The sequence below is a fragment of the Xanthomonas sp. WHRI 7065 genome (assembly GCF_040203115.2).
Lineage (GTDB): Bacteria > Pseudomonadota > Gammaproteobacteria > Xanthomonadales > Xanthomonadaceae > Xanthomonas > Xanthomonas arboricola.
This window is the reverse complement of sequence record NZ_CP168194.1, coordinates 3,236,683-3,259,915: the sequence shown is the minus strand read 5'-3', so window position 1 is coordinate 3,259,915 and position 23,233 is coordinate 3,236,683. Positions and strand designations below refer to the sequence as shown.

Here is a 23,233-nt window from a genome sequence, read left to right as displayed (position 1 = left end):
GACTGCATGACCGATAACGCTCTCACTCTGGCCGAAACCCGGCTGCTGCTTCCTTCCGGCCTGGACACCGGCCATCTCGACCGCACCTTCGGCGCCCTGCTGGGCCCGGGCATCGACTTCGGCGACCTGTACTTCCAGCATTCGCGACGCGAGAGCTGGAGCGTGGAAGACGGCATCGTCAAGGACGGTGCGCATTCCATCGAACAAGGCGTGGGGGTGCGCGCGATTGCCGGCGAGAAGACCGGCTTCGCCTATTCCGACGACATCCAGCGCGACGCCTTGCTGGAGGCGGCGCAGTCCGCACGCGCAATCTCGCGCGAGGGCGGCGCGCAATCCACCCGCTCGCTGGTGCGCGGCAACGGCCGCGCGCTGTACCCGGCTACCGACCCGATCGACGACATGGACAGCGCGACCAAGGTCGATCTGCTGCGCCGTATCGACCAGTACGTGCGCGCCGCCGACCCGCGCGTCAAGCAGGTGATGGTGAGCCTGTCCGGCGGGGTGGACACGGTTCTGATCGCGCGCAGCGACGGCGTGCTTGCCGCCGACGTGCGCCCGCTGGTGCGGCTGAACGTGCAGGTGATCGTCGAGCAGGGCGGGCGGCGCGAGTCCGGTTACTCCGGCGGCGGTGGCCGTTACGGCTATGCCGAACTGTTCGCCGATGGCCGCCCGGAAGGCTTCGCCCGCGAAGCGCTGCGTCAGGCGTTGGTCAACCTGGATGCGATTCCGGCACCGGCCGGCGTGATGCCGGTGGTGCTCGGCCCGGGCTGGCCCGGCGTGCTGCTGCACGAGGCGGTGGGGCATGGCCTGGAAGGCGACTTCAACCGCAAGGGCACCAGCGTCTACGCCGGCCGCATCGGCGAGCGCGTGGCCTCGCCCGGCGTGACCATCGTCGATGACGGCACCCTGGATGGTCGCCGCGGCTCGCTCAATATCGACGACGAGGGCACGTCCACCCAGTGCACCACGCTGATCGAAGACGGCGTGCTGGTCGGCTACATGCAGGACACCCACAACGCGCGCCTGATGGGCGTGGCGCCGACCGGCAACGGCCGGCGCGAATCGTTCGCGCACCTGACCATGCCGCGCATGACCAACACCTACATGCGCGCCGGCCAGCACGATCCGCAGGAAATGATCCGCTCGGTGAAAAAGGGCATCTACGCGGTCAACTTCGGCGGCGGGCAGGTCGACATCACCAGCGGCAAGTACGTGTTCTCGGCCACCGAGGCCTACCTGATCGAAGACGGCAAGGTCACCGCGCCGGTCAAGGGCGCCACGCTGATCGGCAACGGCCCGGAGACCATGCAGAAGGTGCGCATGATCGGCAATGACCTGGCGCTGGACGAAGGCGTGGGCGTGTGCGGCAAGGACGGGCAGAGCGTGCCGGTCGGCGTCGGCCAGCCGTCGCTGCTGATCGACGGCATCACCGTTGGTGGAACGCAGGCCTGAGATGCGGGGATTTGGGAATCGGGATTCGGGATTCGCAACAGCAGGAAGCGCCGGGCGTGGCGGGTTCCGCTTGGGTGGATCCGGGAGCCGGGATCTGGGATTGGCAACGGCCAGGATGGCCGTTGCGGGGCTGGATGGATCGGGCGGAGCCTTATTCGTCGGCGTCCGACGCCGATTCGTCGTCTTCCAATCCCGATTCCCCACTCTCCAATCCCTGCTCCTGAGACAGCTCGCGCAGCACCTGGAACAGCTCGCGGTAGGCGCGCGGCGGTTTGTTCTTGGCCCGCTCGTGGATGGCGTTGCGTACCAGCTGGCGCAGTTGTTGACGGTCGGCGGCCGGGTAGGTTTCCAGCAGTTCGGCCAGCGCCACGTCGCCTTCGGCGAGCAGGCGTTCGCGCCAGCGCTCGACGCGGTGGATCGCGGCCACTTCGCGACGCGCGGTGTCGCTGTTGGCATCCAGTGCATCGCGGATTGCGGCCAGCGTTTCGTCGTCCTCGCGGCGCATGTGCTTGGCCAGAAACGCCAGCTGGCGCTTGTGCGCGATATGCGAGGTGATGCGCTTGCTCTCCTCGATATGCGGGATCAGCGATTCGGGCACCGGCAATTTGGCCAGCTGCGCCGGAGTGAGCGCCACCAGCTTTTCGCCCAGGTCGAAGATTTCCAGCGCCTCGCGCCGCTGCTGGCTGCGGCTGGCGCCGCGGAATTCACCGGTGTCTTCGTCGCGTCCGCGCATTGCCATCCATCCGAAACAAAAAGTTATTCATCATTGAGACTAGGATAAAGCATTGAACGCACTCTCCTCCGAAACACGTGTCCAGGACGACAGCCTGCAGCGCCTGGATGCGCTCACCGACATCGCGCAGCGCCTGCTCGAGCGCGCCCGTGCCGCCGGCGCCACCCAGGCCGAAGTGAGCTGCAGCGAGGAGCGCGGGCTGGACGTCAACGTGCGCCTGGGCGATGTGGAGACGGTGGAATCCACCCGCGACCGCGGCATTGCGGTCACCGTGTATTTCGGCAAGCGCAAGGGCAGCGCCAGTACCGCCGATCTGCAGGATTCCAGCCTGGAATCGACCGTTGCCCAGGCCTGCGCGATCGCCCGTTACACCGAGGACGATGTCGCTGCCGGCCTGGCCGATCCGGAACTGATGGCGCGCGACTTCCCCGAGCTGGACAGCTGGCACCCCTGGGCGCTGGACGCCGATACCGCGGTGGATCTGGCGCTGGCCTGCGAGAGCGCCGGGCGCGATGCCGATGCGCGGATCAGCAACTCCGACGGCGCCTCGGCCAGCACCGGGCTCAGCCTGTCGGTCTACGCCAACTCGCATGGCTTCATCGGCCGCGAGCGCGGCACCCATCATTCGATCAGCTGCGCGCTGATCGCCGGCCAGGGCGACGGCATGCAGCGCGATGGCTGGTACAGCAGCGCGCTGGCGCGCGAAGACCTGGAGGCGCCGGAAGCGATCGGCCGCCATGCCGCCGAACGCACCCTGGCGCGGCTGCAGCCACGCTCGTTACCGACCGGCCAGTTGCCGGTGCTGTTCGCGCCGGAAGTGGCACGCTCGCTGGTCGGGCATCTGCTCGGAGCGGTCTCCGGTGGCGCGCTGTATCGCCGCGCCAGCTTCCTGCTCGACAGTGTCGGCAGCAAACTGTTCCCGGACTGGTTCAACATCGAAGAACTGCCGCACCTGCGCCGCGGCCTGCGCTCGGCCGCCTTCGATGGCGAAGGCGTGGCGACGCGGCGTTCGGCATTGATCAGTGACGGCGTGCTGCAGCGCTATGTGCTGGGCAGCTACTCGGCACGCAAGCTGGGCCTGCAGACCACCGCCAACGCCGGCGGCGTGCACAACCTGCAGGTCACCGCCAACGCCGGCGACCTGGCTTCGCTGGTTGCCGGCATGTCGCGCGGCCTGCTGGTCACCGAGCTGATGGGCAACGGCGTCAATCCGGTGACCGGCGATTATTCGCGCGGCGCCGGTGGCTTCTGGATCGAGAACGGCGTGATCGCCTATCCGGTCGACGGCCTGACCATCGCCGGCAATCTGCGCGAGATGTTCGCCGGCATCGAAGCGGTCGGCAGCGATGTCGATCCGCGCTCGCACGTCAAGATCGGCTCGGTGCTGCTCAACCGCATGACGGTGGCAGGCGATAGCTGAGCGCGGCCGAGCAGGGCTGCTGCGCCAACTGCACAGCGCCCGGCGCGCGCGTCTTGCCGCCCTGCCTGGCGGCAACCGCCGTGCATCGCCGAGACCATGTCTTCCCGCACTGGTGGCTGGCTGAATCGTTGCTATAGTCCGCTGCAACACAACCATGCATGGGGAGACATGATGAGCGAATTCGAGTCACACGCCGTACCGCCGCCGCCGCCGATCGGGACCAGCACACCGTCGGAGGAGCGCACCCTGGCGCTGGCCGCGCACTTGCTCGGCATCCTGACGTCCTTCATCGGCGCGCTGGTGATCTGGCTGATCAGCAAGGACGCCAGCCCGTCCAAGCCGTTCGCCACCGATCAGGCCAAGGAGGCGTTGAACTTCCAGATCACCGTGATCATTGCCTATGTGGCTGCGGTGATCCTGACCATCGTGTCGTTCGGCATCCTGTTCTTCGTGCCGACGCTGGTGTGGATCGCCAACCTGGTGCTGTGCATCCTGGCCGCGGTCAAGGCCAACAACGGCGAACACTACCGTTATCCGTTCACGCTGCGCCTGATCAAGTAATCCGGCGCGGTGCGAATGACAAAGGCCCGGCAGCGATGCCGGGCCTTTGTCGTTTCAGACGATGATGCGATCAGTTCTGCGCCGGGGTGTTCTCGGCGAAGTACTCGTGGCTGTCGGCGTTGGTGATCGCCTGGGCCGGGTTGCTGATCGCCAGGCTGCGCGCGCCGGACTGGCCGTAGACACGGTCCTGGGTGCCGGCGACGACCGTGAAGTGGCTGGTCTCGTGCACCAGCGTGCCGGCCTTGGAGTCGGTGCCGGTTGTCGACGCACTCCAGAACGCATTGCAGACATGGATCTCGTACGGCTGGTTCGGATAGACGTAGGCGAAGGCGTCCGCCAGATCCGCTTCGCAGCTGCAGTTGATCGTCAGCTGGCCGTTGTTCTGGTCGAGCGCGTTGTCGATATTGACGAAGTTCGAGCTGACCCGGCTGTAGCGCGAGGCGTTGTAGGCGCCGAACCAGGTGGTGTAGCGCGCACCGGTGCTGCCGGCATTGAGGTAGTTGCGCGCGTTCTGCGAGTAAGTACGCGCGGCAGTGACGGCACTGGCGGCCTGATTGGTGCGGGTGGTGCTGCAGTTGAGGTAGTTGATGCCATTAACCACGGCGGTCGGACCGATTGCGAGCTGGCGTTGCACGCCGCGACGCGCGCCGTCCAGCCAGACGGTGAGCGGCGTGCTGGTGGCCACGGCCGGCTGGCCGTTGGCCGCCTTCATCAGACTGCCGTCGGACAGCGAGGCGTATTGCAGCGACGAACGGACCTGGATGGTGTAGTTGCCACTGGTCGACAGATCGTAGGCGCCGGCCAGATCGACCTCGCCCTTGACGCTCTGGCCCGGCTTGAGGATGGTGAAGTCGGCTGCCTTGGGCAGGCCGCGCTTGACCAGGCGTCCGGTGTAGGCCACCGGCGCGCCATCGCGGCTCACTTCCAGGATGCCGTTGTCCAGCGTTTGCAGCGGTAGTTGATAGGTGGGCACGCGGGCGATCTGGCTGCCGTTGTTGGTGACGGTCACCGCGATCTTGCCCTGATGTCGCCCAGCCTGATCGGCGACCGGTGCCAGTTCGATGGTCAACGGGACCGGGCCGCGCACGGACTGCGCCTGCGCCGAACCGAGCACGCCAACAACGGCCAACGTACCTGCTGCAAACGATGCGAGAAAAACGTTCTTCACCAGTGACTCTCCATGTGGTCGGGGGATGTCCGCGGACGCGGGCAGGTCAACCTAGGCAGAGCGAGCAGACGCAACAAGAGAACCGATTGCTGCCGTTTTTGGCCTGCTGGTGGCTACGCGATGACAAATATGGACATCGATGGCGACAATTCAGCGGAGAATTGCGAATAGGTTCACGCTTTTTGGCCAGTTTGCGGAAATTTACATGTGAAAAATGTACGGAAAGAGAATTTACGTTCTGTGACACAGCGCAGCACTTGCAGGGCGGTACGCTGCATCCACACCGTGCGCTGGCGCACGGTGTGCGCAAAGGCCGGTGCGACCGCCTGAATACCGCGGGCTGCTGGAATCAAACGCGCGCTGTAGTCGCTTTCCGCGCTGGCGTCGCAGCCGCTGCAGTGGCGTCCTCATCGTGTGCATCGGCGGTGCCGATGCCGGTGCTCTGTCGTCAGACATCAACACGCGTGGCGCGGCGCGGTTGCACGGCCGCTCGAACGAACGCAGCGCGCTAGTGCGCGCGGTCCACCGCAAACCGGCCCAGCGTCGCCAGCGTGTCGCCGGGCACACCGTAGGGCTGCAGGATGTCGTGCATGCGGGTAGCCAGTTCGGCCAGCTTGGCCTTGGCGCCGTCCATTCCGAGCAGGGCCGGATAGGTGGACTTGGCCTGCGCGGCGTCCTTGCCGGCGGTCTTGCCCAGCTGCGCCGAGCTCGATTCCACATCCAGGATGTCGTCGCGGACCTGGAACGCCAGGCCCAGCGCATCGGCAAATGCATCCAGGCGTTGCTGGTCGTCGGCTGCGGCGGCGCCGGTCAGCGCGCCCATGCGCACCGCGGCGCGGATCAGCGCGCCGGTTTTGAGGGCGTGCATGCGCTCGAGATCGCGCAGCGATTGCAACTGGCCGGTGGCATCGATATCCAGCGCCTGGCCGCCGCACATGCCGGCAGCGCCCGCGGCGGTGGCCAGACTCTGCAGCCAGCCGACCCGCAGCTCTGCGCTGACCGGGGCCGCAGCCAGCAACTCGAAGGCGCGCGTCTGCAGCGCGTCGCCGGCCAGGATCGCCGTGGCTTCGTCAAAGGCGATATGCACGGTGGGCTGGCCACGGCGCAGGGCATCGTCGTCCATTGCCGGCAAGTCGTCGTGCACCAGCGAATAGGCGTGGATCAGCTCCACTGCCACTGCGGGTGTGTCCAGGTTGTCCTCGTCGGCGCCGAACAGCGCGCCGGTCGCATACACCAGCAGCGGGCGCATGCGCTTGCCGCCGCCCAGCACCGCGTGCCGCATCGCGGCGTGCAGTCGCTGCGGTGCCAGGGTGGGGCTGGGCAGACTGGCCTCCAGGCTGCGTTCGGTGCGGCCGATCCAGTGCTCGAACAACGCCGAACTCACCTCAGCCGCCGTCCTGCGATGGCGCCTGGAAGTCTTCGGCCAGATCGGGGCGCGCGGGGTCGGTCAGCATGCGCACGCGCAGCTCGGCCTGTTCCAGTGCCTGCTGGCAGTCGCGGTACAGGCCGATGCCGCGCTCGTAGGCGGTCAGCGATTGCTCCAGGCTCTGGTCGCCGACTTCCATCTTCTGCACCAGTTGCTCGAGTTCTTCCAGCGACTGTTCGAAGCGGGCGACCGGGGATGTTTCGTTCAAGGATTTTTTGACCATCGTCAAAGTGTGCGGCGCGCAGGCAGGCGGGTCAATTCGCAGTGGCGTGGTCGCGCCATCGCAGGGATGCGCCATGCGCACACAGCCAGTCGCTCAATGCCGCCGAGACGATGCAGTCGCCGGCTGCAAGCACCTGGCCATCGGCCCACAGGACCGGCAGGCGCGCGCGTTGCCAGGGCGGTAGATCCAGCGCCTGCAGCAGGTGCTTGAGCTGATGCGAATGCGCGCGCTTTGGCAGCACGATGCGTTCGCCACCCTGGCGTGCGCGCACCAGCAGCGGTTGCGCGAAGCGCAGGCCGGGTGCGCCGTGTAACTGCAGCTGCGCGCCATCCGGCAGTGGCAGCGGGGACGTGCCATCCCAGCAGGCCTGCCATGACGCCGGCCACGCGCTGTGCGGACACAGCAGGTACAGGCACTGGCGCCAGCGCCGCACCTGCACCTGTTGCCAGGCAAAGCAGGCCTGCCGATCCGGCGCGTCGTCGTCGACTTCCTGCTCCAGGGCGGCAACGCCGTGCGCAGGCAGCGGTGGTGCCTGCGCTGCAGCCACCCAGGCGCGCAGCAGCCGCGGCCGACGTGTTGCCGGCTGCGCACGCAAGGCCTGCAGATCCAGTGCGCCGGCGGCGGTCAGCAGGCCGGGCAGCAGCGCGGTGTCCTCCTGCAGCAGCAGGTCGCTGGCATGGGCGCTCAGCTGCGCGCTGCGCGCCAGTGCCTCGGCGGCCTGCGGCCAACGCTGCTGCAGTACGGGCATCAGCTGGGTACGCAGGAAGTTGCGGTCGTGGCGGGCATCGGCATTGCTGGGGTCTTCGATCCATTGCAGGCGATGTGCCTGTGCATACGCCAGCACCTCGGCGCGCGCATGCGCCAGCAGGGGACGCCACAGCATGCCGGCGGCGAAGGGACGCCGCGCGCGCATCGCGGCCAAGCCGTCCGGGCCGGAAGCGCGCAGTGCGCGCAGCAGGAAGGTTTCGGCCTGATCGTCGCGATGGTGCGCCAGCGCCAGCCATTCGCCGGGCGCCAGTGCCGCGGTAAACGCGGCGTGGCGTGCATGGCGTGCCGCCGCTTCCAGCCCCAGGCCGTTGTCGCGCGCGACCTGCACGTGCGCAATCTGCAAGGGGACGTGCAGGGCATCGCAGTGGCGCTGGCAATGCGCGGCCCAGGCGTCGGCATCGGCATGCAGGCCGTGATGCACATGCACTGCACGCAGCCCCGTGTCGCGATAACGCGGCGTCGTTGCCAGCAGGTGCAGCAAGACGCTCGAATCCACGCCGCCGCTGTAGGCGACCAGCACCGGGCCGGGCGGCGCTGCGGGTGGCAGCAATCCGGTCATCGATGCAGGTGGCGTGCTGCGACGCTGCATCCGCACGCGGGCGGCGGGGTATGCCGCGCCACCACCGTCCGCGCTGCGCGCAGCCTGCCCATCAGCGCTTGGCCGCAGTCTCGAACGTGGCCGACTGCGGCAACTCCACCGGCACGCCGGCACTGTCGCAGGTACCGGCCTTGCACAGGCGCTCGCGCAGGCGCGGCGTGGCCTGGACGATGACGTGGTAGATCACGTTCTCTTCCAGCGTGCCGCGGAAGGCCGCGCTGCCCGGGCCGGTGGCCCAGATGCCGACGTCTTCGCCGCCGTGGCTTTCAGACTTGGTCGGCACCAGCGATTCCTGCATGTAGCTGGGCGCCTCGGTGTCGACGTGGGTCAGGTCCGGGCGGCCGGCGGCCGGCTCGCTGGTGCTGGGTTCGTGCGGGTACTTCTTGGGGCCGGCCGGCTGTGCGTTGCTGGCGCCGGTGTAGCCGGGGCCGTTGGCGTAGCTCAGCGTGGTGTAGGGCTGGCCGGCCAGGTCGGTGGCCAGCTGGCTGCGGTCGCCTTCCTCGCCGCCGGTGCCACGCACCTTGCCCAGGATCGGGTTGCCGCGCACCGGGTAGCCGACGAAGTTGAGCGTATGTGAATGGTCGGCGGTGACGATGATCAGCGTGTCCGGCGGCGCGGTCTGCACGGCGGTGCGTACTGCATCGGACAGCGAGACGGTTTCGTCGAGCGCGCGGTAGGCATTGCCGGCGTGGTTGGCGTGATCGATACGCCCGCCTTCGACCATCAGCACGAAGCCGTTCGGGTCGCGCGACAGCGACTGGATCGCGGTGCGGGTCATCTCGGTCAGGCTGGGCTCGCCCTGCGGGGTGCGATTGCGGTCGTGATCGAACTGCATGTGATCCGGCTCGAACAGGCCCAGCAGTGCGGGCGCGCCGGTGGCCGCCTGCAACTGTTGTTCGTTCCACACATAGGCGCCCTGCGGGTGTGCCTGCTTCCACTCGGCGACCAGGTCGCGGCCGTCCAGGCGCAGGCCGACCTTGTCGTCGTATTCCGGATCGCGTTCCTGCACGGTCTGGAACTGGCTACGTCCGCCGCCCAGCACCACTTGCGGGCCACGCCCGAAGCGCGCGCTGGACAGCAACTGCTGGGCGATGTCCTGGCAGCCGGCAGTGCGGGCGGACTCGGGCAGGTCGGTGTCGTTTTCCCAGTTGCGGTCCGGCGAATGTGCATAGGTCGCCGCCGGGGTGGCGTGGGTGAGGCGGGTGGTGGTGACGATGCCGGTGGCCATGCCGGCGCTGTCGGCCAGCTGCAGCCAGCTCAACAAGCCCTTGCCCAGGCTGTCGGCGCAATCGCTGCGGTTGCCGCTGCTGACGCCGATCGCACCCATATGCGTTTTCACCCCGGTGGTGATCGCGGTCATGGTGCCGGCCGAATCCGGTGTCTGCGAATCGGTGTTGTAGGTCTTGCTGAAGGCGGTCGCCGGAAATTGTTCCCAGGACAGCAGGTTCTCTTCGCCCGGCCCGCCCTTGCGCTGGCCATCCAGAATGCGTGCTGCCGCGACCGTGGTCAGGCTCATGCCGTCGCCCAGGAACAGGATCACGTTGCGCGCGCGCCCGGCCATCGCGCCGTTGCCGGCTGCGCGCGCGGCGCCCGAGCGGTACCACCATTGCGGCGTCTCGCCGGCGGGATGCGTCACTTGCGGCACCTCCACGCGCACGGCGGCGGGCGCGGATGCGCTGGTGCCGGCGCTGGACGCGCAGGCGGCGACACACACGGTGGTCAGGGCGGCGAGGGCAGGCAGGCGGTAGCGCATCGGCATCGAACTCGTGACTGAATCAGCGCGCATTATGCCGGGATGCCTGGTGTCACACAGATGACACGCCGCTGTTCCAGTCGTGGCCTCGCGGGCGGCGCGGGCCTGGGCTATGGTGCATGCACTCTCCCCCCGGATGATTCGACGCATGACATTGGTCTCGGCCTGGTTGCGCATTCCGTTCTGGCAACGCGTGGTGGCCGGCTTCGTGCTCGGCGCGCTGGCCGGCTGGGCCATGGGGCCGGCGGCCGATGTGTGGTTCGGTCCGCTCGGCGATTTGTACGTCACCCTGATCAAGATGATCGCGATCCCGCTGGTGTTCTTTGCGGTGATCAATGCGATCTCTTCGCTGCACGGGCAAAAATCCGTCGCCGCGCTCGGTGGGCGTACCTTTCTGTGGTTCGTCATCACCGCCGCGCTGGCGGTGGGCGTGGGCCTGGCGGTGGGTACGTTGATGCAACCCGGCGCCGGCCATTTCAGCCTGAGCGTGGATTCGGCCTGGAAACCGCGCGATGTGCCCAGCCCGATCAAGGTACTGCTGGACGTGGTGCCCTCCAACCCGTTCTACGCATTGACCGGCATCGGCACCAAGACCAACGCGGCCGGCGAAACGGTGCTGGCGGCCGGGCGCGGATCGATCCTGCCGGTGATCTTCTTCGCCGCGCTGCTGGGCTTTGCGATGGTCAAGCTCGGCGAGCGCGTGGCCGAGGCACGCAAGCTCACCGCGCAGTTGAGCGACATCATGATCCAGGTTACCCGCTTCGTGCTGGAGATGACCCCGCTCGGCACCTTCGGATTGATCGCCAGCCTGGTCGGCAGCTATGGCTTCGAGAAACTGCTGCCGTTCGGCAATTTCGTGCTGGCGCTGTATGTGGCCTGCGCGATCCATATCGTGGTGGTCTACAGCAGCCTGTTGTTGCTGCATGGATTGAACCCGTGGAAGTTCTTTCGCGGCGCGGCGCCGGGCATGCAGGTGGCCTTCGTCAGTTCATCGAGCTTTGCCGCGATGCCGGTGGCGATGCGCTCGATCACGCATAACCTGGGCGTCAGCAAGGACTACGCCGCGTTCGCGGTGCCGCTGGGCGCCAGCATCAAGATGGATGGCTGCGGTGCGATCTTCCCGGCCCTGTGCGCGGTCTTCATCGCGCAATACACCGGCGTGCCGCTGACCGCGAATCAGTACTTCGTGGTGTTGATTGCCTCGGTGCTGGGCAGCTTCGGCACCGCCGGCGTGCCCGGCACTGCGGTGATCATGGCCACGGTGGTGTTGAGCGCGGCCAACCTGCCGCTGGAAGTCATCGGCTACCTGTATGCGATCGACCGCATCCTCGACATGATGCGCACCATGACCAACGTGACCGGGCAGATGCTGGTGCCGGTGCTGGTGGCCAAGGAAACCGGCCTGCTCGACAAGGCGGTCTACGAGTCGGCCTCGACCAACGTGGGCCTGGAAGATCCGCTGACCGATCGCGCGCCGACGCAGCGCTGACCGCTGCCGATGCGCGCCGGATTTCCCACGCTGCGCGATCGCCTGCAGCAATTGCCCGAGTTGCACTGCGTCGACGGCGTGTTGGTACAGCGCTCGTTGGCCGATGATCCGTTCGAGCAGCAGTATCTGCAGGTTCGGCGCAAGGAAGGCCGGCTCTACACCGATGCACAGGTGCGCAGCCTGCCGCATCCCGGCGGCAAGCTCGGCGCCAGTCTGGAATGGCAGGTGCGTGCGCTGTCCAGCGCCTTGCTGGTCCAGCACCTGCGCGCGCAGGCAGGAGAGGGCGCCATTGCCGAACTGGGCTGCGGCAATGGCTGGCTGTCGCAGCTGCTGGCGCAGTCGCTGCAGCGCGACGTCTGCGGCATCGACGTCAACCGCACCGAGCTGACCCAGGCCGCGCGCGTGTTCGGCCACGACCAGCGCCTGAGCTTTATCGCCGCCGACATCCAGACCCTGGCGCTGCCGCGCGATCTCTTCGACGTCATCGTGGTCCCGGCCTGCATCCAGTATTTCGCCGACCCTGCGGCATTGGTCGTGCGCCTGCTCGCCCAACTGCGCGACGGCGGCGAGCTGCACATCCTCGACAGCCCGCTGTATGCGGATGCGCAAGCCGCCAACGCAAGCGCCGCGCGCAGCCTGCGCTACTTCACCGAACTGGGCGTGCCCGCGCTGGCTGCGCATTACCACCAGCACACCTACGCCAGCTTCGACCGCTTTGTGGTGCAGCGACTGTTCGACCCGCGCCGCCCGGGGGCGCGCCTGCGAAGAATGCTCAGAATGAAACAACCCCACTTTCCGTGGCTGTGCCTGCGCAGGCAGGACAACCTGGATGCGCTGCGTTCCTGAGTGAAGCGTCGGTCCTGCCGGACGCGGCGTCAGGCGTTTGCGTTGGGCGCGCTGACGTCCCACCCGCATGGCACACTGCCAGCTCATCCATTGACGGGGACGGGCGGTGATTGGCCAACAGCGTGATCTGACATTTCGTTTTCTGGCCGAGCCCAGCGACGTCAACTTCGGCGGCAAGGTGCATGGCGGCGTGGTGATGAAGTGGATCGACCAGGTCGGCTTTGCCGCAGCCAGTGGCTGGAGCGGGCATTACTGCGTCACCGTGGCGGTGGGCGGCATCCGCTTCGTGGCGCCGGTGCGGATCGGCGATCTGGTCGCGGTGTCGGCCAAGCTGGTCTACACCGGCTGCACCAGCATGCACTTCGCCATCGATGTGCGGGCGCGCAGCCCGATGGGCGGCGACTCGCGGCTATGCACGCATTGCATCATCGTGTTCGTGGCGATGGACCCGGATGGTGTCACTCCGGTGGAAGTGCCTTCCTGGCGGCCGGACACGCCCGAGGATCAGCGCCTGGCCGAATACGCGCTCAAGGTGATGGAGCTGAGCAAGGGCATCGAGGACACCATGGCGCATTACCAGGCCGATGCCGCGCGCTGATCGCGGTGGCAAGGTGCGCGGTGCTGCGTACGTGACCCAGATGCGTGCGCGGCGACGGCAGGGAGCTTCCGCGCAAAGACCGTCCACCATGCAAAAGGCCGCGGGATCTCCGCGGCCTTTCTGTCGTGCAGTGGATCAGGTGCTCGGGATCACAGCACCCGGCGTGCCTGGATGAACTTCTCGCTCCAGTAACCGCTGGCCAGCGAATCCACGCGCACGTCCTTGCCGCGGCTGGGCGCGTGCAAGAACTTGCCGTCGCCGACCACCAGGCCCACATGGTCGATGCGGCCGCGCCTGCCGAAGAACACCAGATCGCCTGCCTTCAGCGCGTTGGGGTCCTTGATCAGCTCAGCAGACTCGTCGCGCGCGATGTCGCGCGACACGCGCGGCAGGTCGATGCCCAGGGCGGTCTTGAACACGTAGCCGACCAGGCCGCTGCAGTCGAAACCTTCGGTGGACTCGCCGCCCCAGACGTACGGGGTGCCGAGCAGGGCCATGGCGCGTTGCAGGATCACCTGCACACGGCTGTCGGCCACGGCGTTCTGGGCAGCATTGGCTGCGCTCTGGGAGACGTCGTAATTGGCCAGCAGGCGGCTGAGGTCACCGGCGAACATCGCCGAGCGGTCCATCAGCGGAATGGCGTCGTTGGCGGCCAGGTGCGGAAGCAGGGCGGCCAGTGTTGCGGTGGCAGCGGCGTCGGCGCGGCTGCGGGTTGCGGCTTTCTCGGCGGCGACGGCGCTGTCTGGCGTGGTCGTCTGCGGAGCGGATGCGGTGCCGTTGGCGGTCTGGGCCAGGGCGGGTAGGGCTGCGAGCCAAAGGGCGGTGGCGCATAGCAGGCGGAGCGGTTTCCGGGGCGGAAGCGGTGCGGCGCCAGTGTTGATCTGTTCGTCGTTCGTCACGCGGGAATCACAATTCTGCTGTCGATGCGGGATGATGCCTTGGTGAAAGAATCGTTACGTTCAAAAAAGGTTAAATTTCCGTTTTATGAAACGTGATGTGCATCACATATCAGGGCAAAACCCGCTTTGAACCTGAATAATGGTCACGCCAGTAAGCGCCATCCAGGAAATCCAAGCGGACGGTACCGCCGGTGTTCGGGGCATGTACGAAGCGGCCTTCACCGACATAAATGCCGACATGGGTCACGTTGCCGCTGGAGCCGAAGAACACCAAGTCGCCGGTGGTCAGTTGCTCCGGCGGGATGCGCGGGCCCTGCACCGCGGCCAGCTCCCGCGAGGTGCGTGGCAGCGATAGCGCCAGCACATCCTTGTAGACATAGGTGACCAGCCCGCTGCAGTCGAAGCCGGTTTCCGGCGTATTGCCGCCAAAGCGGTACGGGGTGCCGACCAGGCCCAGCGCACGCATCAGGATGTTGTTGGCGGCGGCCGGGTTGGACGGCGGCACCTGCGGCCAGACACGCGGTGCCGGTGGCGGGGTGGCGGCCGGTCGACGGACCGGCGCCTGTGCGCAACCGCCCAGCAGCACGAGCAGGCCCAGCAACGAACTGGCCGCGGCGCGGCGGGCGCGGGCGGCGAAAACTGGCGTGATATGCATGGAGCCGGGATAATGGGCGGTTCGAAAGGTCGCCATGATGGCGGCGCACCCGGCGGCCGACAAGCCGTCCTCCACCGTCTGCCACCGGGCAGCCTATCCAGAGCCAGGCATGAAGATCGAAAAAGACAGCGTCGTCCGCTTCCACTACACCGTTTCCGAGCTTGGCCAGGAGCCGATCGAGAGCTCCAAGGAGCGTGACCCGTTGGCGATCATGATCGGCCACGGCAACATCATTCCGGGCCTGGAAGCGGCCATGATGGACAAGGAAGCCGGCGACAGCTTCGGCGTGGACGTCAAGGCCACCGAAGCGTACGGCGAATACCGCGAAGGCCTGAGCCAGCGCGTGCCCAAGAAGCACTTCGGCGCCACCAAGCTGGTCCCGGGCACCCAGGTGGTGCTGCAGACCAACTTCGGCCCGCGCGCGGTGACGGTGCAGAAGGTCGGCATGAGCGTGGTCGACGTCGATCTCAATCACCCGATGGCCGGCAAGGACCTGCACTTCGACGTGGAGATCATCGAGGTGCGCGAAGCCACCCAGGAAGAGCGCGACCACGGGCATGTGCATGGCGAAGGCGGCCATCACCACTGAGCGCAGTCGTCACGCGGCCCGTGTGGCAGGCGGACCGATGCGGGCAACCTGCAGGATCGGCATGCACCGCACGGTGATGCCGGCTTGCACGCGCCGATCGTGTGCGTGTGACCAGCGTTGGCTGGATGTGTTTCCGCGGCCCGCCATCTCGGCGGGCTGTTTGCATGTTACGCGCCGCGATCGCCGCGCCGCGCTGCCAGCGCCGAGATGACCCCGCGCGATCCTTTGCTGCCCATCGCAACCAGCGAGCGAATCGCGGTGCTCGACGTGCTGCGCGGTTTTGCGCTGCTGGGCATCCTGCTGATGAATATCGAAGCCTTCGTCGGTCCGCTCGATCTGGCGGTCACCGGCGTGGAGCCGCATTGGCACGGTGCCGACCGGGTTGCCGATGCGTTGGTGTACCTGCTGGTGCAGGGCAAGTTCTACACGCTGTTCTCGTTGCTGTTCGGCATGGGCTTTGCGGTGATGGCGCAACGCGCCGCGCAGGCCGGGCGCGGGTTGTTTGGCACCTATCTGCGCCGTACCGTCGGGCTGCTGGTGATCGGCCTGCTGCATGCACTGCTGCTGTGGTCCGGCGATGTGCTGGTCACCTACGCCTTGCTGGCCTTGTTGCTGCTGGCAACGCGCTCGGTGCCGACGGTGACGCTGCCGTGGTTTGCCGCGCTGGTCTACTGTTGCGCGCCCGCGTTGACGCTGCTGTACGGCGTCGCAGGCACCTTGATGCAGCTCGATCCGGCGGCTGCCGTGGAATGGAAGGCCGCGATGGCCGATGCGGCGCAACAGGCGGCAGCGAACGTGCAGGCACAGCGCGCCGCCCTCGGGAGCGGCAGCTATGCGCAAGCGACGCTGCAGCGCTGGCACGACCTGCAGCAGGCGATGACCGGGCTCAGCATCAATGGCCCGGCGATGCTCGGCATGTTCCTGCTGGGTAGCTGGTTTGTGCGCAGTGGCGCGATCGCCGCGCCCGAGCGCTTCCCGCGCCTGTTTCGGGCCCTGCGCTACGTGGTGCTGCCGCTCGGGCTGGGCGTGATGGGGGTGAGTTACGCGCTGGAGCCGTGGATCGATCCGGCGCGGCTGGATCTGCGCCTGTCGGGTGCGTTCGCGTTGTCGCTGATTGCCGGCCCGCTGATGAGCCTGGGCTATGCGGCCTGGGTGGTGCGCCTGGCGCCGCGCCTGGCCTGGCTTGCGCCTGCCGGGCGCATGGCGCTGAGCAACTACCTGCTGCAGTCGCTGGTGTGCACGTGGATCTTCTACGGTTACGGGCTTGGCTATTTCGAGCAGCTGCCGCGCGTATTGCAGCTGCCGTTCGCGCTGGCGCTGTTTGCGTTGCAGGTGGTGCTGAGCCAATGGTGGTTGCGCTGGTTCCGCTTCGGGCCGATGGAATGGCTATGGCGCAGCGTGACCTATCTGCGTGTGCCGCCGATGCGCCGCAGCGACGCGCGCGTGGGGTAGTGCGCACATGAGCGCTGCGCCTGTCGATGTGGTGGTGGTCGGTGCCGGCGCCATTGGGCTGGCGACTGCGCTGGCACTGGTCGAAGCGGGCCGGCAGGTGCACGTGCTCGATGCCGGTGCGGTGGGTGCGGCGACGTCGTACGGCAACTGCGGCACCATCACGCCGAGCCATGCGCCGCCGCTGGCAGCGCCGGGCATGATCGCGCAGGCGCTGAAGTGGATGCTGACGCCGGACGCGCCGCTGTATATCCGGCCACGTCTGGACCCGGCGCTGTGGCGCTGGTTGCTGCAGTTCGCGCAGCGCTGCAATACGCGTCACTGGCAGGCCAGCGCGCAGGCGCGCGCGGCGTTGCTGGGCGATGCGCGGCAACGCTTCGACGACTGGGTCGAGCGCTATGCGCTGGACTGCGAATTTCGCAGCGATGGGCTGGACTACGTGTTTGCCGATGCGCGCCGCTTTGCGCACTATCGCCACGAGTGCAACGTGCTTGCGCAGTGGGGCATCCAGGCCGAAATGATCGACGGTGCCGACTACGTGCGCCAGGATCCGGCATTCCGTGCGGGCATTGCCGGTGCGATCCATTTCCCCGGCGATGCGCATCTGCGCCCGGAGCGTTACACCGCAGAGCTGGCAAGAGTGCTGCGCGCGCGCGGTGCGGTGATCCAGGCGCAGTGTCGCGTCGATGCAGTGGTGCCGGACGCACGTGGCGCGTGCGTGCATACCGCGCGCGGGCGACTGCAGGCGCGCGAGGTGGTCATCGCAACCGGCCCGTGGTCGCCGCTGCTGGCGGCGCAACTGGGATTGCGTCTGCCGGTGCAGGCCGGCAAGGGATATTCGATCACCTATACCGCCCCGGCGCTGATGCCGCGTCGCCCGGTGGTGCTGAAGGACCGTTGGGTGTTCGTGGTGCCGTGGCGCGATCGCCTGCGGATCGGTAGCACGATGGAATTCTCCGGGCATGACACCCACCTCAACCCCACGCGCCTGGCGGCACTGGAGCGCGCAGCGGCCGATTATCTGCATGCGCCGGCCGGTCCGGCCGTGATCGAGCGCTGGTATGGATGGCGGCCAATGACCTGGGACGACGTGCCGGTGCTGGGCGCGGTGCCGGGCCGTCCTCACGTCTGGCTCGCAGCCGGACATGGCATGCTCGGCATCAGCATGAGCACTGCAAGCGGACAACTGATGGCCGACCTGATCACGGGCCGCGCACCTGCGCTGGACCCGCATCCCTACCGGGCGGAGCGCTTCGCATGAGTGCCCGGTACGACTACGACGTGGTAATCCTGGGAGGCGGCTCCGGTGGGCTGGCCGCTGCGTTTCGCGCGGCCAAGCACGGTGCGCGCGTGGCGATGATGGAGCCGAACGAATTGGGTGGCACCTGCGTCAATCTCGGCTGCGTGCCAAAGAAGGCGATGTGGCTGGCGGCCGATCTGGCTGGCAAGATCGAACTGGCCGGGGCGCTGGGTTTCGATGTGCGGCGACCGACACTGGCGTGGCAGGAACTGGTCACGCACCGGCAGGGCTACATCGGCAACATCCACGCCAGTTATCGGCGCCGCCTCAACGAAGACGGCGTGGTCATGATTCCGCAGCGCGGTGTGTTTCAGGATCGCCACACCATCATGGGCGGTGACGGCGTGCCGGTGACCGCCGAGCACATCGTGATCGCCACCGGTGCGCATCCGCTGCGCCCGGACATCGAAGGTGCCGAGCACGGTGAGGTGTCCGACGATTTCTTCAATCTCTGTCATGCGCCCGCGCAGGTGGCGATCATCGGCGGCGGCTATATCGCGGTGGAGATCGCCGGCCTGCTGCAGGCGCTGGGCAGCCGTGTGCATCTGTTCGTGCAGGGCGAGCGGTTGCTGGAACGCTTCGATGCCGAGCTGACCCTGCAACTGGCCGACAACCTGCGGCATCTGGGCGTGCGCCTGCATTTCGGTTTTTCTACCACGGGCCTGGAGCGCGATGCAGAAGGCAAGCTGCGCGTGCATGGTCATCCCGCGCACCCGAGCGAGCAGGGCAACGACGTCTTCGACCAAGTGTTTTTCGCCACCGGCCGGCGTGCCAACACGGCAGGGCTGGGTCTGGAAGAGGTCGGCGTGCGCCTGGGCGACAAAGGCGAGGTGGTGGTGGACGAAGGCCAGACCACCAACGTGCCGAACATCCATGCCATCGGCGATGTCGGCGGTAAGGTCGGACTGACGCCGGTGGCGATCACCGCGGGGCGCAAGTTGATGGATCGCCTGTTCGGCAAGCAGCCGGATGCGCGCATGGACTACGAAGGCGTGCCGAGCGTGGTGTTCTCGCATCCGCCGCTCGGGCAGGTCGGGTTGACCGAGGAGCAGGCACGCGCGCGGCACGGCAGCGCGGTACGCATCTACCGCAGCAACTTCCGCCCGATGTTGCACGCGCTGGCCGACGCGCCGCAGCGCAGCCTGTTCAAGCTGGTCTGCGTGGGCGAACAAGAGCGCGTGGTCGGCGTGCATCTGCTGGGCGAGAGTGCCGACGAAATGCTGCAGGGCTTTGCGGTGGCAGTGAAGATGGGGGCGACCAAACGCGACTTCGACGAGACCGTGGCGATCCATCCCACCTCGTCGGAAGAGATCGTGTTGATGCACTGATGCACTGATGCACTGATGCACTAATGCACTGATGCATTGGTTCGGCAGTTGTGACCGGGCCGACGCGGGCATCAGCGCTCTGCCGGATGCAGGGACTGACGTCGGCCCCTGCGTGTCACAACTTGCGGCAGCCCCGCGTGACACTGCACACCACTCCTGCACCCGACGTAAGTGCGCTTGACGCAGGTCAGGCCCCCGCAAGCAAACGGATCAAAGCCCCTCTCCCCTCGGGAAAGGGGTGAGGGTCCGGCACGTTCGATGCATCACTCAGCTGCCGATCTGCCGTCCCAGCCGGCCATGCCTCATCCGGCCATGCGTGGAAGTTGACCGCGCTGATTGTCCGCCGTGCCTCGTGCCGCCCGAACCCTCACCTCAATCCCGCTTCGCGCTGTCGGCCAAGGCGCGTCAAGACACGCGCAGCGACAGCGCGCAAACACTGCCTCCTCGCTCGGACGGAAGAGGGATTTCAATCCCATAGCTGGCATCCTTGCGCGATGTCCAAGCTCCGCAAACCAACGAGTCGTCGATCCGCCAATCCATCTGCGCGCGCCGCCTCCAACGCCGAGCCGCTCTCCGGCGAACAGGCGCGACTGCGCATTCTTGCAGCGATTCGGGCAATACCTTCCGGCCAGGTTGCCGGCTATGGCGAGGTCGCACTGCGCGCCGGCCTGCCCGGGCGGGCGCGGCTGGTGGCGCGCGTGCTCAGCGGCAATGATGATCCGCAGCTGCCCTGGCACCGGGTGCTGCGCAGCGATGGCCGGATCGCGTTGCCGGAAGGCTCGTCCGGCTACCGTGAGCAATGTCGGCGGTTGCGTGCCGAAGGCGTGGTGGTCGAGCAGGGCCGGGTGCGCCGTGCCAGTGCCGCGCAGCGGCTGGACGCCGCCGTGTGGGGACCTTCATAAGCCTGCCGTTATGATGGTTGGCATTCCGAAGGATGCCGTCATGCCCCAACTGCCGCCCGTCACCAAAGCGTTGTTGATCGCCAATATTGGCTTGTTCCTGCTGCAATGGGCATTGGGCGACCTGGGCGCCGGCGTGCTGCCCTCCGATGCGGCGCTGTCGTCGTTGATGCTGTGGCCGATTTCCAACGGCTTCGATGCGTTCTCGCCCGGCGCCAGCTTCATGCCATGGCAGTTGCTGACCTATGCGTTCCTGCATGGCGGTTTCAACCATCTGTTCTTCAACATGCTGGCGCTTTTCATGTTCGGCGCGGCGCTGGAGCAGACCTGGGGGCAGAAGCGCTTTCTGACCTATTACCTGGTGTGCGTGGCCGGTGCCGGCGTGTGTCAGTTGCTGATGGCCTGGTTCACCCAGAGCGGGGCGCCGGTGGTGGGGGCGTCGGGCGGGGTGTTCGGTCTGTTGCTGGCCTACGGCATGCTGTTCCCCAATCAGCGGGTAATGCTGCTGTTTCCGCCGATTCCGATGAAGGCGCGCACCTTTGTGATCGTGTTCGGTGCAATTGAACTGTTCCTGGGTGCGACCGGCTGGCAGCCGGGCGTGGCCCACTTCGCGCATCTGGGCGGCATGCTGTTCGGCTGGCTGATGATCCGCTACTGGCGCGGGCAGTCGCCGTTTGGCGGCAGCGGCAAGAAGGGCGGTGGCAAGGGGCGCAAGCCGCCGTTGCGTGTGGTGCGTTGAAATAGTCGCGGCGTGGCAGATGCACGCTGATCCGTAGGAGCGGCCCTGGCCGCGATGGGGTTTTACCGGTAAGGCTTTATCGCGGCCGGGGCCGCTCCTACCAAGCGTGCGCTGTGATGGATAGAACGCCAGGCACAAAAAAAGAGCGCGGAGTCCGCGCTCTTTTATTGCCTGCCACTGCGTGTTGATTGCCAGTGACTTCCTGGCGCTTGAATCAGCGCCAGATCTTCAACTGCTCGGCGTCAACGCGCTGCATCGGCTGGCCGGCCTTGCAGCTGAACGCCGCACCGAACTCCGGCAGGTTGGACAGCGGGCCGTTGGTGCGCCACTGGCCCGGCGCCCGGATGTCGGCGCTGGCGCGCTGCACCGCTTCGTTCGGCGACAGCTGCTGGGCCCACAAGCCGGCCCAGGCAGTGAAGAACGCCTGCTTGTCGGCCTCGGTGGCCGCGGGCTGTGCCTTGCTGAAGGCCTGCCAGGCCAGTTCGATGCCGGCCAGGTCGGCCAGGTTTTCTTCGGCGGTCTGCGCACCGTTGACCTTGACGTTGGGCACGCCCGGGTAGGGGTAGGCACCAAACTGGCTGGCCACCTTGTCGGTCAGCAGGGTCCAGCTGGTCTTCTCGGCCGGCGTCCACCAGCTGCGCAACTCGCCCTTGGCATCCACCAGCGAGCCCTTGGCGTCGATGGCGCGGGTGATTTCGTGGGCGACCAGCGCGCCGTAAGCGCCGTACTGCGCGGCCGGCGTGCTGCCGGCGGTGAGCACCGGCGGCTGCAGCACCGCTGCGGTGATGATCAGGCGGTTCTGCGCGATGTCGTAGGCCACTGCCGGCTGCTGCGGCAGCACGTCCCAGCGCCGGTCGGCGTTGCCCTTGCCGATGCGCTTCATCTCCTCGCGGTGACGCCAGGTCGAGGCGATCAGCATGTTGCCGCCGAAGCTGCCGCGGCCCATCGGCTGCACGGTGTAATCCAGATCGCGCCGCGGCGCGCCGACTTCGATCTTCATCGCCGCCAGCTTGGCCTTGGCTTCGGCGATCACCTCACCGTTGCCCCAGCCGGTGCGCTCCAGCGCGGCCAGCTGCGCGTCGCGCACCTGGTCGGCGATGGCTTCGGCCTGGCGGCGCGTGTCGCTGCTCAGGTAACGCGCCACGTATTCGCGGCCGAGCATCGGGCCGGCGGCGATATTGATCGCGTCCAGCACCTGCTGCCAGCGCTGCGGCGGCAGCGCATCGCCACGCAGCAGACGGCCGCGGAACTGGTATTCGGCATCGTGGAAGCTCTTGGACAGGTACGGCGCCATCGCATCGCCCACGCGCCAGCGCAGATAGGCCTTCCACTGCTCCGGCTTGATGCTGACGATCATGCTGTCGAGCTGCTTGAACATGGCCGGGTCGGCCATCGACACCAGGTCATCCTTGACGCCCTGTGCTTCCAGGAAGTCGGCCAGGCGCAGATTCTTGTACTGCTTGGTCAGCTCCTTGGTGGCGATCGGGGCGTAGTTGTTGAACGGGTTGTTGATGCCCTGCACCGACTGCGCGCTGCGCGCCAGCGCGGTCTCGATCTGCAGCACCGAGGCGGCATCGGCATCGAGCCTGTCGGCCGGGGTGCCGGTCAGCGCCAGGATCTGCTTGACGTAGGCGCGGTAGCGGCCCATCAGCGCCTGGGTGTCGGCGTCGGTGCGGGTGTAGAACGCCGGGTCCGGCAGGCCCATGCCGCCCTGCATGAAATACCCGATGTGCCGGTCAAGCGCCTTCAGGTCCACGTCCGGGCCGAAATTGAAGCCGACCGGGATACCGACCTGATGCAATGCTGCGATGGAAGCGGGCACATCCTTGGCCTTCTTGATCGCGTCGATGCGCGACAGCAAGGGGGCGATAGGGTTGGAGCCGTCCTTCTCGACGGAGGCCTCGTCCAGGCCGCTGGCCCAGAAGTCGCCGAGCAGTTTCTGCACATTGCCCTGTGGCGTCTTCATCGATGCATCCAGCAACTCGCGCTGCTGCTGCAGCGCGCGCTCGGACAGCTGGCCCAGCGCGGTGACGGCACCGGCCTGCGGCACCGGGTTGGCCTTGAGCCAGCCGGCATTGGCGTAATCGTAGAAATTGGTGCAGGCCGCCGACACGGCCGGCGCCTTGGGAGCAGCCTTCTTCTTGCGAGCGGCGTCGGCGTCGGGGGCGGACAGCAGCGTGATCAGGCTGAAGCCAAGAGCGAGGGCAAGCGGACGAATGGTGGGCATCGAGAAGAAGGGTGGCCAGATTGAAGTCGGCGGAGTTTAGCAAGGCTGCGCCCCGTACAGGCGAGCGCGAGCTGCCGTCGATCCTCGGTGCCGGCCGCTTGCATGAACGCGAC

21 protein-coding genes are annotated in these 23,233 nt (G+C 67.2%); 12 read left to right on the top strand and 9 right to left on the bottom strand.

What is annotated here, in order from left to right:
• Window positions 1–6 precede the first annotated feature (6 nt).
• Window positions 7–1,452, top strand: coding sequence for a metalloprotease TldD (gene tldD / locus ABQY64_RS13670; protein ID WP_024940782.1), 1,446 nt, complete (start codon window positions 7–9; stop codon window positions 1,450–1,452).
• A gap of 151 nt (window positions 1,453–1,603) precedes the next feature.
• Here the strand turns inward: tldD and yjgA are convergent, their stop codons facing one another.
• Window positions 1,604–2,185: a ribosome biogenesis factor YjgA gene (gene yjgA / locus ABQY64_RS13665; protein WP_039526393.1), complete on the bottom strand. Its 582-nt coding sequence runs from the start codon at window positions 2,183–2,185 to the stop codon at window positions 1,604–1,606.
• A 52-nt stretch (window positions 2,186–2,237) separates the two neighbouring features.
• Between yjgA and pmbA the strand changes: the two genes are divergently transcribed.
• Window positions 2,238–3,605, top strand: coding sequence for a metalloprotease PmbA (pmbA, locus tag ABQY64_RS13660; RefSeq protein WP_054591519.1), 1,368 nt, complete (start codon window positions 2,238–2,240; stop codon window positions 3,603–3,605).
• 96 nt (window positions 3,606–3,701) lie between these two features.
• A complete protein-coding gene (locus tag ABQY64_RS13655) occupies window positions 3,702–4,166 on the top strand; it encodes a DUF4870 domain-containing protein (RefSeq protein WP_349780082.1) in 465 nt (154 codons plus the stop codon).
• A gap of 70 nt (window positions 4,167–4,236) precedes the next feature.
• Here the strand turns inward: ABQY64_RS13655 and ABQY64_RS13650 are convergent, their stop codons facing one another.
• The 5 genes from ABQY64_RS13650 to ABQY64_RS13630 form a co-directional block, all read right to left on the bottom strand.
• Window positions 4,237–5,334 (bottom strand): M35 family metallo-endopeptidase, encoded by a 1,098-nt coding sequence (locus ABQY64_RS13650; protein WP_039522258.1) that lies wholly within the window; start codon window positions 5,332–5,334, stop codon window positions 4,237–4,239.
• A 508-nt stretch (window positions 5,335–5,842) separates the two neighbouring features.
• Window positions 5,843–6,718, bottom strand: a complete 876-nt coding sequence (locus tag ABQY64_RS13645) for a polyprenyl synthetase family protein (RefSeq protein WP_349780083.1) — start codon at window positions 6,716–6,718, stop codon at window positions 5,843–5,845.
• Window position 6,719: 1 nt separating this feature from the next.
• A complete protein-coding gene (locus ABQY64_RS13640; RefSeq protein WP_016903977.1) occupies window positions 6,720–6,983 on the bottom strand; it encodes an exodeoxyribonuclease VII small subunit in 264 nt (87 codons plus the stop codon).
• A 31-nt stretch (window positions 6,984–7,014) separates the two neighbouring features.
• Window positions 7,015–8,310 carry a tRNA lysidine(34) synthetase TilS gene (gene tilS / locus ABQY64_RS13635; protein WP_104594404.1) on the bottom strand — a complete coding sequence of 432 codons (1,296 nt, stop codon included), beginning with the start codon at window positions 8,308–8,310 and terminating at the stop codon, window positions 7,015–7,017.
• 91 nt (window positions 8,311–8,401) lie between these two features.
• Window positions 8,402–10,108 (bottom strand): alkaline phosphatase, encoded by a 1,707-nt coding sequence (locus ABQY64_RS13630; protein WP_349780084.1) that lies wholly within the window; start codon window positions 10,106–10,108, stop codon window positions 8,402–8,404.
• A 142-nt stretch (window positions 10,109–10,250) separates the two neighbouring features.
• Between ABQY64_RS13630 and ABQY64_RS13625 the strand changes: the two genes are divergently transcribed.
• The 3 genes from ABQY64_RS13625 (at window position 10,251) to ABQY64_RS13615 (ending at window position 13,035) form a co-directional block, all read left to right on the top strand.
• Window positions 10,251–11,591, top strand: coding sequence for a dicarboxylate/amino acid:cation symporter (locus tag ABQY64_RS13625; RefSeq protein ID WP_039522251.1), 1,341 nt, complete (start codon window positions 10,251–10,253; stop codon window positions 11,589–11,591).
• A 9-nt stretch (window positions 11,592–11,600) separates the two neighbouring features.
• Window positions 11,601–12,437, top strand: coding sequence for a class I SAM-dependent methyltransferase (locus tag ABQY64_RS13620; protein ID WP_349780085.1), 837 nt, complete (start codon window positions 11,601–11,603; stop codon window positions 12,435–12,437).
• A 106-nt stretch (window positions 12,438–12,543) separates the two neighbouring features.
• Window positions 12,544–13,035 (top strand): acyl-CoA thioesterase, encoded by a 492-nt coding sequence (locus ABQY64_RS13615; RefSeq protein WP_349780086.1) that lies wholly within the window; start codon window positions 12,544–12,546, stop codon window positions 13,033–13,035.
• 149 nt (window positions 13,036–13,184) lie between these two features.
• Here the strand turns inward: ABQY64_RS13615 and ABQY64_RS13610 are convergent, their stop codons facing one another.
• Complete coding sequence (locus ABQY64_RS13610; RefSeq protein WP_016903983.1) at window positions 13,185–13,934, bottom strand: C40 family peptidase; 750 nt, start codon at window positions 13,932–13,934, stop codon at window positions 13,185–13,187.
• Window positions 13,935–14,043: 109 nt separating this feature from the next.
• Window positions 14,044–14,625, bottom strand: coding sequence for a C40 family peptidase (locus ABQY64_RS13605; RefSeq protein WP_039512201.1), 582 nt, complete (start codon window positions 14,623–14,625; stop codon window positions 14,044–14,046).
• A gap of 73 nt (window positions 14,626–14,698) precedes the next feature.
• Here ABQY64_RS13605 and ABQY64_RS13600 point away from each other — a divergent pair, with 73 nt between their 5' ends.
• From ABQY64_RS13600 to ABQY64_RS13575, 6 genes are all read left to right on the top strand, one after another.
• Window positions 14,699–15,178 (top strand): peptidylprolyl isomerase, encoded by a 480-nt coding sequence (locus ABQY64_RS13600; RefSeq protein ID WP_024939526.1) that lies wholly within the window; start codon window positions 14,699–14,701, stop codon window positions 15,176–15,178.
• A 207-nt stretch (window positions 15,179–15,385) separates the two neighbouring features.
• Window positions 15,386–16,630 carry a DUF418 domain-containing protein gene (locus ABQY64_RS13595; RefSeq protein ID WP_102584801.1) on the top strand — a complete coding sequence of 415 codons (1,245 nt, stop codon included), beginning with the start codon at window positions 15,386–15,388 and terminating at the stop codon, window positions 16,628–16,630.
• A gap of 7 nt (window positions 16,631–16,637) precedes the next feature.
• Window positions 16,638–17,888 (top strand): FAD-dependent oxidoreductase, encoded by a 1,251-nt coding sequence (locus ABQY64_RS13590; protein WP_349780087.1) that lies wholly within the window; start codon window positions 16,638–16,640, stop codon window positions 17,886–17,888.
• Complete coding sequence (gene gorA / locus ABQY64_RS13585; RefSeq protein ID WP_349780088.1) at window positions 17,885–19,255, top strand: glutathione-disulfide reductase; 1,371 nt, start codon at window positions 17,885–17,887, stop codon at window positions 19,253–19,255. Before ABQY64_RS13590 ends, gorA begins: the two co-directional genes overlap by 4 nt.
• A gap of 494 nt (window positions 19,256–19,749) precedes the next feature.
• A complete protein-coding gene (locus ABQY64_RS13580; protein ID WP_104559436.1) occupies window positions 19,750–20,157 on the top strand; it encodes an MGMT family protein in 408 nt (135 codons plus the stop codon).
• Between the two features lie 40 nt (window positions 20,158–20,197).
• Window positions 20,198–20,893, top strand: coding sequence for a rhomboid family intramembrane serine protease (locus ABQY64_RS13575; RefSeq protein ID WP_039523057.1), 696 nt, complete (start codon window positions 20,198–20,200; stop codon window positions 20,891–20,893).
• A gap of 214 nt (window positions 20,894–21,107) precedes the next feature.
• On the opposite strand, the gene ABQY64_RS13570 is transcribed toward ABQY64_RS13575, so the two are convergent.
• Entirely contained in the window at window positions 21,108–23,120 is a 2,013-nt protein-coding gene (locus ABQY64_RS13570) for a M13 family metallopeptidase (RefSeq protein ID WP_102253838.1), read from the bottom strand.
• Window positions 23,121–23,233 lie beyond the last annotated feature (113 nt).